The following is a 7,448-nucleotide window of genomic DNA, read 5'->3' as shown; positions in this document are numbered from 1 at the left end:
TCGATCGTGGTCGGCGGCTTTTCGCCGGACTCGCTCGCCGGACGCATCGCCGACTGCACCTCCAAGCTCGTGATCACCGCTGACGAAGGCCTGCGCGGCGGCAAGAAAGTGCCGCTCAAGGTCAACGTCGACGAGGCGCTGACCAAGCCCGGCACCAACACGGTTGAAACCGTACTTGTGGTCAAGCGCACCGGCACGCCGGTGGCGATGCAGGCGCCGCGCGACCGCTGGTGGGATGCGCTGATGGCGACGCAAAGCGCCGAGTGCGCGCCCGAAGCGATCGGCGCCGAAGATCCGCTGTTCATTTTGTATACTTCAGGTTCGACCGGCAAACCCAAGGGCGTGCTGCACACGACCGGCGGCTACGGCGTATTCGTGGCTTACACGCACGAATGCGTATTCGACCTGCGTGAGAACGACGTCTACTGGTGCACGGCCGACGTCGGCTGGGTCACCGGCCACAGCTATATCGTCTACGGCCCGCTGGCGAACGGCGCGACTTCGCTGATGTTCGAGGGCATTCCGAGTTATCCCGATTCGGGCCGCTTCTGGCAAGTCGTCGACAAACATCAGGTGACCCTGTTCTATACCGCGCCGACTGCGATCCGCGCGCTTATGCGCGAGGGTGAAGCGCCGGTGAAAAAGTGGAAACGCACGAGCTTGCGCCTGCTCGGCAGCGTCGGCGAGCCGATCAATCCCGAAGCGTGGGAGTGGTACTACCGCGTCGTCGGCGACAATCGCTGCCCGATTGTCGATACCTGGTGGCAGACCGAAACCGGCGGCATCCTGATTAGCCCGCTGCCGGGTGCGATCGCGACCAAACCCGGTTCGGCGACCAAACCGTTTTTCGGGGTGCAACCCGCGATAGTCGACGCCAACGGCAAAATCCTCGAAGGCGAGGCCGAGGGCAATCTGATCCTGACCGATTCCTGGCCCGGCCAAATGCGCACGGTGTACGGCGATCACGAGCGTTTCATCGACACTTATTTCAAGACCTATCCGGGCAGCTACTTCACCGGCGACGGTGCGCGCCGCGATGCCGACGGCTACTACTGGATCACCGGTCGCGTCGACGACGTGATCAATGTCTCCGGGCATCGCATTGGCACTGCCGAAGTCGAAAGCGCGCTGGTCGACCACCACGATGTTGCCGAGGCCGCCGTGGTCGGCTGCCCGCACGATATCAAGGGCCAGGGCATTTACGCCTATGTCACGCTCAAGGCCGGCGTCGAAGCGACCGATGCGCTGCGCAAGGAATTGATTGCGCACGTGCGCAAGCAAATCGGTCCGACCGCCACGCCGGATTATCTGCAATGGGCGCCGGGCTTGCCGAAAACGCGTTCGGGCAAGATCATGCGCCGTATCCTGCGCAAGATCGCCGAGAATGCGCCGGACCAGCTTGGTGATATATCCACCCTGGCCGATCCGTCGGTGGTGAAGAATCTGGTCGATACGCGGCTCGTGCGCTGAGCCTTGGCGGTCGCGGCGGAAGCTTGTAGTCCAAAGCCAGAGCGGAGCTCCTTGACGATTCGCAGGCCTTGCTCAAGCATGCGCGCATGCGCACGCTTGCCGCCGCCGACTTTGTTCCCCGCGAACCACCCGCGGCGCTCGCCGACGGTGAAATCCATTTGTGGTTTTTTCCACAATGCGGCATCACTGGTGCCACGGGCAGAAACGCACAGCATTGCCTGCGCGAGTTGCTGGCGTCTTATCTGCACATCGACGCGCGCGACTTGCCTATCCAGCGCGATACCCATGGCAAGCCGTTCCTCGCCGGCCTGGCCGATGGCGCGACGCTGCAGTTCAATCTGGCGCATTCGGGCAAGGCGCTGCTGGTCGGCGTCAGTCGCAATCAGGTGCTCGGTGTGGATCTGGAAACCGGGCAGCGCACGCGTCCCTGGCTTGCACTCGCGCAACGTTATTTTGCGGGTGCAGAAGCCGCCGCGCTCATCGCCTTGCCGCCGGCACTGCAGGCGTCCGCATTTCTTGATCTGTGGAGTTGCAAGGAAGCCGTGCTCAAGGCCCTCGGTCGTGGTATCGCGTTCGGCCTGCATCGGCTGAGCTTTGCGCTCGATACCGACGGTGCAGTGACGCACCTCGCGCAGATCGACGATGAGGCCGGCACGCCGGCGCAGTGGCACGTGTTGCGGCTCAGGCCCGAGAGTGGTACCTGCGGCGCGCTGGCCTGGCACGGACCGGCGCGCAGCGTGCGCGCATTCCGGCAGGCGAGCAGCGGCAACGATGCGCTGCCGCCCGTGCCTCACCCTTAACTGCAACGATGCCGACGCCTTTTCCGTCATTATGACAATGAACCGCAGCGCTGATGCCGAGCTCGCCGGCGCGACCGAGGTCGCGGGCTTTGCGCAGGACATCGACGCGATGACCTTGGTGCGTGCACAGCGCGGCGACATGGCTGCATTCGCGGTCTTGTACGCGCGCTTCGGCCGGGCTTGCTACGGTTTGGCTCTGCGGCTCGTCGGCAACGCGCCGCAGGCTGAGGATCTGGTGCAGGAGGTATTTTTGAAACTCATCGAAACCATTCGCAGTTTTCGCGGCGATGCGCCGTTCGGAGCCTGGCTCAAGCGCATGACCGTGAACGCGGCGATCGATCAGTTGCGCGGACGCAAGCGCTTTGCCGACGCCGATCCCGACGAGATGTTCAGCCAGCTCGCGGCCGTCGACGCAGCGCCCATGCAGAGCATCGACGCGTGGACCCTGCTGCAGCAACTGCCGCCGCGCGCGCGTGCCGTGGTCGTGCTGCACGAACTCGAAGGCTACACGCATGCCGAGCTCGCCGCGCTGTTCGGACAAAGCGAGAGTTACTCGAAGTCGATTCTCGCGCGCGCGCTGCAGCGTCTGCACGCATACGTCGCGCCGGCCGCAGGTCAGCCGACATGAAGAACTCCATGGAATTTCCGCTGCTCGCGCAACATTTGCAGGCCGCGGCGCTGGCCCAACCCGAACCGCCCGTCGATCTGTGGACGCGCATCGCGCAGGCGCACGCACGACGCCGTGCGCAGCGTGCCCGCTTGCGCTACGCCGGCGGCGCGCTGGTCGCCGGTCTGCTGTGTGCGCTGGCCGTCGCCGGCATGCGCTGGCATGGCGGAGCTGCGCATGGCGACGAGAATATCGATTGGCAGGCGCGCGCGCAGGCGCTGGAACTGCAGCTTGCAGCGCTCGATCACGCGCAGACCGCGGCGACCATGGTCGATGCCGGCGATGTGGAAGCCGAACTGGCCCACGTCGATCGTCTGCTGCAGACGGCCTACGATCATGCATCGTATACAAATGAACTTGTCCCCTTGTGGAAACGGCGCAGCGAACTGCTGAACACCCTGATCGTCGCGCGCAAACAGGGGCTTGCGCTGACGCGCATTTAGAAAGAGGAGCCTGCAATGTTGCAAAAACTTGGTTTGATCATGGCCATGGGCGCAAGCTCGTTCGCCTTTGCCGCCGATACCGGCGCCGGAGCGACCACACTGGCGACCGTGAATGCGACCGCGACCGCGCCGATCGTCGCGCAACGCCTGCGCGAGGAAATGCACCAGATGCTGATGCGTCTGGCGACCTCCGGCGCGCTCGGCGCGCATCCGGAACAGGTCGCGCTGGCGCTCGACGAACCGGCGCAGCGCGCGATCAATCTGGGCCTGCTCGTCGACGCGACCAATGCCAACAACGCGCGCGCCGGGTTGCGCGTGCTCGGCGCGACACCGGGCAGCACCGCCGAGCAACTCGGCGTGCATCCGGGCGACGTCGTCGTGGCGGTAAACGGCCAGTCGCTGCGCGATCTGGGCGCCGACGACAATGGCCGCGCACTCGCTGCGACCGTCCTGAAATCGAGCATCGAGTCGCTGCCCGACGGAGCGCCACTGCAGCTCGACGTACAGCGCGGCAGCGAACGCCTCGCGCTGAATGCGCCGGTGCAGAGCGTGCAGCTGCCGGCGCTGCGCCTTGGCCTCGGCAGTGCAGCGACGGCGTCAGCCGATCAACCGCTGACTGTGGCAACGACGAACAACGAGCAAGGCTGCGCCCGCATCAGCAAGCTCGATCTCGCGCCACGACAGAAGCAGTTGTACGGCGCGACGATCCTGCTCGTGGACGGGGTGACTCCGGGGCCACACAACGCTTCGACCTATCGCGTCGAAGCCGGCACCCATCAGTTGCTGGTTGCCGAGCGGATTCCAACCCGGATCATGGGGCTCGGCGAGATCGCCTCGCTGCGCAACAGCAAGCCCAAATCGCTGACCGTCACCATCGCACCGAACACGACCGTTATGATCGCGGCGCATTTCAACGAGGATCGCGCGTCACGGCTCAGCGACGGTGGTTATTGGGATCCGGTCGCGTGGAAGGAAATACCCGAAGCATGTCCATGACAACGGCACGCCGTGTCGTGTAGAGGGAACTTTAAACACGCACGGCCTGTCTTAGCAAGCACACTCCCACAGGAAGTCTCCTCCACAAGGACGTGGTTTCTTTCCCCCGCTGTCCTGCGCTTCGCGAGCGTGCGTTATGCTTGGGCGCATGCTTTTTTTCCGCACCCTACACCGCGCCTGTATCGGCTGCCTGAGCGCTGCGCTGGTGTTTCTACCGGTCTGCGCGGATGCCGCGCGCGGCAAACCGCCGGTGACCGCAGCGCAACCCGCCACGCCCGCGACCGCACTGTTTTCCGACACGTTCCGCAAGGTGATCGAACAAGGTGTCGCGAACGGCGCCTATCGCACCGTCGCCGTCGGTGTGATCGACGGCAAACAAACGCAGAAACTGTACTTTGGCCATCGCGACGGCGCCACGACGCCGGCCGCCGACGATGACAGCCAGTTCGAGATCGGCGCGCTGAGCGAAGTGTTCACCGGCTTGCTGCTTGCCGAGGCGGCGCTCGAGGGCAAGCTGCGCCTGCGCGATCCACTGCGCAAATATCTGCCCGCGGACTTCCCGTTTGCCGAGGCACGCGTCGGAGATATTTCCCTCGACGCACTCGTCACCCAGCATTCGGGACTGCCACCGCAGCCGACCAGCCTGTTTCCGGCCGACGTGGATGATCCGTACATCGACTATGCAGGCGAAGACCTGCTGGCGTTCCTCGCGTTTTATCGCAGCCTTCCGGCGCAGGAAGGCATCGGCTACGGCTATTCCGTGCTCAACGCCGGAATTCTCGGTCACCTGCTCGGCCGCATCTACACCGCGCCCTACACCGAGGTGCTGACGCGCAAGATACTCGCGCCGCTCGGTCTCAAACACACCAGCCCGCGCGACGACGCAACCCTGTTGCCTGGCCATGCACGCGGCGAAAGCGCGGCACACTGGCACTATGGCGTGCTCGCCGGCGCCGCGAGCCTGCGCTCGAGCTTGCCCGACCTGCTCCAATTCCTGCAGCACAATCTGACGCCAGGCGATTCGCCGCTGCGCGCCGCGTTGTTGCTCGCCCGGCAAGGGCGCGCCAGTGGCCCGGCCGATCGCATCGGACTGGGCTGGAATGTGCGCGAAGCCGCTGCGGGCGAAACCACTTGGCCGCTGGTCTGGCGCGCGAGCGAGACGGCGGGCTTCAGCACCTTTGTCGGTTTCCGCACCGATCGGCAGAGAGCGATCGTACTGCTTGGCAACGCCGCGGAGGATCTCGCCGGCCTCGGCATCGCCTGGCTCAACGACGAGCTGCCGCCACCGGCGCCGCACGGCTATGTCGCAACTGCGTCAAAAGACGTCGCCGCCTATTCCGGGCTTTACGAAATTTCTCCGGGCAGCGATCTGATCGTGCGCGCGCACGATGGTGCGCTGAGCCTGCAACTGCCCGGCCTGCTGCCACAACGCCTGCATGCCGTGGACAAGGACGTTTTCGTCGCCAGGGTTGGCGTGCTGGGTGCGACCTTCATGCGCAACGTCGATGAAATCACCGGCCTGGTTCTGCACCTCAACGGCAACCATGCCTCGGCGCGGCGTCTGAGCGAACGCGCACCGCAGGTGGCACACACGCCAATCGAACTGCATGGCGGCAAGCGCGATGAGTTTCTCGGCGACTACAGTCTGGATGCGAATACCTGGATGCGCGTCGCGAAGCACGCCGACACCCTCAGCGTGCAGTTGACCATGAGCGAGCGCCGCGTCATTTTCGCCTATGCGCCGGACCGTTTCGCCGATGCGGATGGAGCGGTGGATCTGCTGTTCAGGCGCGACGGCAACGGCCGTATCGTCGGAGCCACGCTCGATCTCGCCGGCACCCAACGCAGCGCCATTCCCCTTCGCCGAATGCCACCCGGAAGACCCGCGCCATGACCCGACTCAGCGTCAACGTCAACAAGATCGCCGTGCTGCGCAATTCGCGCGGTGCCGACGAACCCGATATCTGCGCCGCTGCCGCGGCGTGCATTGCGGCAGGCGCAGCCGGCATCACCGTGCATCCGCGTCCCGATCAGCGCCATATCCGTGCGCACGATGTGCGTGCGTTGAAGGCATCGATCGGCAACCGGGTCGAATACAACATCGAAGGCAACGCGTTCGCAGCCGCGCGTGGCAGCTATCCGGGTTTCCTGAGTCTGGTTGCGGAAACGCGGCCGACGCAATGCACCCTGGTGCCCGACAACGACGCGCAGATCACCTCCGATCACGGTTTCGATTTGCGCGTGGATGCACCGCGTCTGCGACCGCTGATCGCCGAACTCAAGCAATGCGGCGCGCGCGTCAGCCTGTTCATCGACGCCGATGCGGCGCAGATCGAACGCGCCGCCGACGCGGGTGCGGATCGAGTGGAAATTTATACCGGGCCCTACGCAGCGGCATTTGCGCGCGGCGATTTTCGGCGTGAGCTGGAGCAATGCGTGCGCGCCGCGGAAACGGCGCGGGCCGCCGGGCTTGGCGTCAACGCCGGCCACGATCTGAGCCAGGCGAATCTCGACAGCTTGATGGCGGCGATCCCCTTTCTCGCCGAAGTCTCGATCGGCCACGCGCTGATCGGCGAAGCTCTTTACGCAGGACTTGACGCGACCGTGCGCGCGTATCTGCGCATTCTGTCCAGGCAGGCAGCCTGACGCCGCAGCCCGGTGACTTGACTTGCGGGTCGACAAGCGGAATAAAAAAAGCCGCATTGCTGCGGCTTTTTTTGTGCGCAAAACGACCGACTATTGCGAGGCACCGCGTGCCGGCAGGAATCCGATCTTGGTCATGCCGGCGTTTTTCGCATCGGCCATCACCGTGGCGACGAGCTGATATTTCGCGGTCTTGTCGGCCTGGATCTGCAACTCCGGTTGCGGGTTCTTCTGCGAGGCGACGCGCAACTGCGCTTGCAAGCCGTCTTCGGTCAGTGGTTCGTCGTTCCAATAGAACTGTCCGCTGGTTCTGACCGACAGCACGATCGGATCCGGCGGGTTGTCGATCTGCGGCGGCGGATTTGGGGCCGGCTGCGGAAGGTCGATCTTGATCCGGTGGGTCAAGATCGGCGCGGTGATCATGAAGAT

Annotated in this window: 8 protein-coding genes; 7 read left to right on the top strand and 1 reads right to left on the bottom strand. The window is 64.7% G+C overall.

What is annotated here, in order from left to right:
- The 7 genes from acs to VIE67_RS14155 all read left to right on the top strand — a co-directional run.
- The coding region (gene acs / locus VIE67_RS14185) for an acetate--CoA ligase (RefSeq protein ID WP_332027101.1) at positions 1 to 1,470 on the top strand (1,470 nt) is incomplete at its 5' end.
- Between the two features lie 86 nt (positions 1,471 to 1,556).
- Positions 1,557 to 2,270: a 4'-phosphopantetheinyl transferase superfamily protein gene (locus VIE67_RS14180; protein ID WP_332027100.1), complete on the top strand. Its 714-nt coding sequence runs from the start codon at positions 1,557 to 1,559 to the stop codon at positions 2,268 to 2,270.
- 37 nt (positions 2,271 to 2,307) lie between these two features.
- Complete coding sequence (locus VIE67_RS14175; RefSeq protein WP_332027099.1) at positions 2,308 to 2,898, top strand: RNA polymerase sigma factor; 591 nt, start codon at positions 2,308 to 2,310, stop codon at positions 2,896 to 2,898.
- Positions 2,895 to 3,380 carry a hypothetical protein gene (locus VIE67_RS14170; RefSeq protein WP_332027098.1) on the top strand — a complete coding sequence of 162 codons (486 nt, stop codon included), beginning with the start codon at positions 2,895 to 2,897 and terminating at the stop codon, positions 3,378 to 3,380. The genes VIE67_RS14175 and VIE67_RS14170 overlap by 4 nt, the downstream gene beginning before the upstream one ends.
- 15 nt (positions 3,381 to 3,395) lie before the next feature.
- Positions 3,396 to 4,376, top strand: a complete 981-nt coding sequence (locus tag VIE67_RS14165; protein ID WP_332027097.1) for a PDZ domain-containing protein — start codon at positions 3,396 to 3,398, stop codon at positions 4,374 to 4,376.
- A 148-nt stretch (positions 4,377 to 4,524) separates the two neighbouring features.
- Positions 4,525 to 6,270 (top strand): serine hydrolase, encoded by a 1,746-nt coding sequence (locus VIE67_RS14160; protein WP_332027096.1) that lies wholly within the window; start codon positions 4,525 to 4,527, stop codon positions 6,268 to 6,270.
- On the top strand, positions 6,267 to 7,022 hold the full coding sequence (locus VIE67_RS14155; protein WP_332027095.1) for a pyridoxine 5'-phosphate synthase: 756 nt from the start codon (positions 6,267 to 6,269) through the stop codon (positions 7,020 to 7,022). The genes VIE67_RS14160 and VIE67_RS14155 overlap by 4 nt, the downstream gene beginning before the upstream one ends.
- Before the next feature lie 90 nt (positions 7,023 to 7,112).
- On the opposite strand, the gene VIE67_RS14150 is transcribed toward VIE67_RS14155, so the two are convergent.
- On the bottom strand, positions 7,113 to 7,448 hold a 336-nt coding region (locus VIE67_RS14150), incomplete at its 5' end, for an ExbD/TolR family protein (RefSeq protein WP_332027094.1).

Source organism: Rudaea sp. (genome assembly GCF_036560865.1).
GTDB lineage: Bacteria > Pseudomonadota > Gammaproteobacteria > Xanthomonadales > Rhodanobacteraceae > Rudaea.
The sequence above is the reverse complement of the archived record's forward strand: the minus strand, read 5'-3'. Positions and strand labels throughout refer to the sequence as shown.

Excerpts from the sequence above, each read along its gene's own strand:
- VIE67_RS14155 (WP_332027095.1), top strand. The coding sequence starts at position 6,267 with ATGACCCGACTCAGCGTCAACGTCAACAAGATCGCCGTGCTGCGCAAT.
- VIE67_RS14160 (WP_332027096.1), top strand. The coding sequence starts at position 4,525 with ATGCTTTTTTTCCGCACCCTACACCGCGCCTGTATCGGCTGCCTGAGC.
- VIE67_RS14165 (WP_332027097.1), top strand. The coding sequence starts at position 3,396 with ATGTTGCAAAAACTTGGTTTGATCATGGCCATGGGCGCAAGCTCGTTC.
- VIE67_RS14175 (WP_332027099.1), top strand. The coding sequence starts at position 2,308 with ATGAACCGCAGCGCTGATGCCGAGCTCGCCGGCGCGACCGAGGTCGCG.
- VIE67_RS14170 (WP_332027098.1), top strand. The coding sequence starts at position 2,895 with ATGAAGAACTCCATGGAATTTCCGCTGCTCGCGCAACATTTGCAGGCC.
- VIE67_RS14180 (WP_332027100.1), top strand. The coding sequence starts at position 1,557 with ATGCGCACGCTTGCCGCCGCCGACTTTGTTCCCCGCGAACCACCCGCG.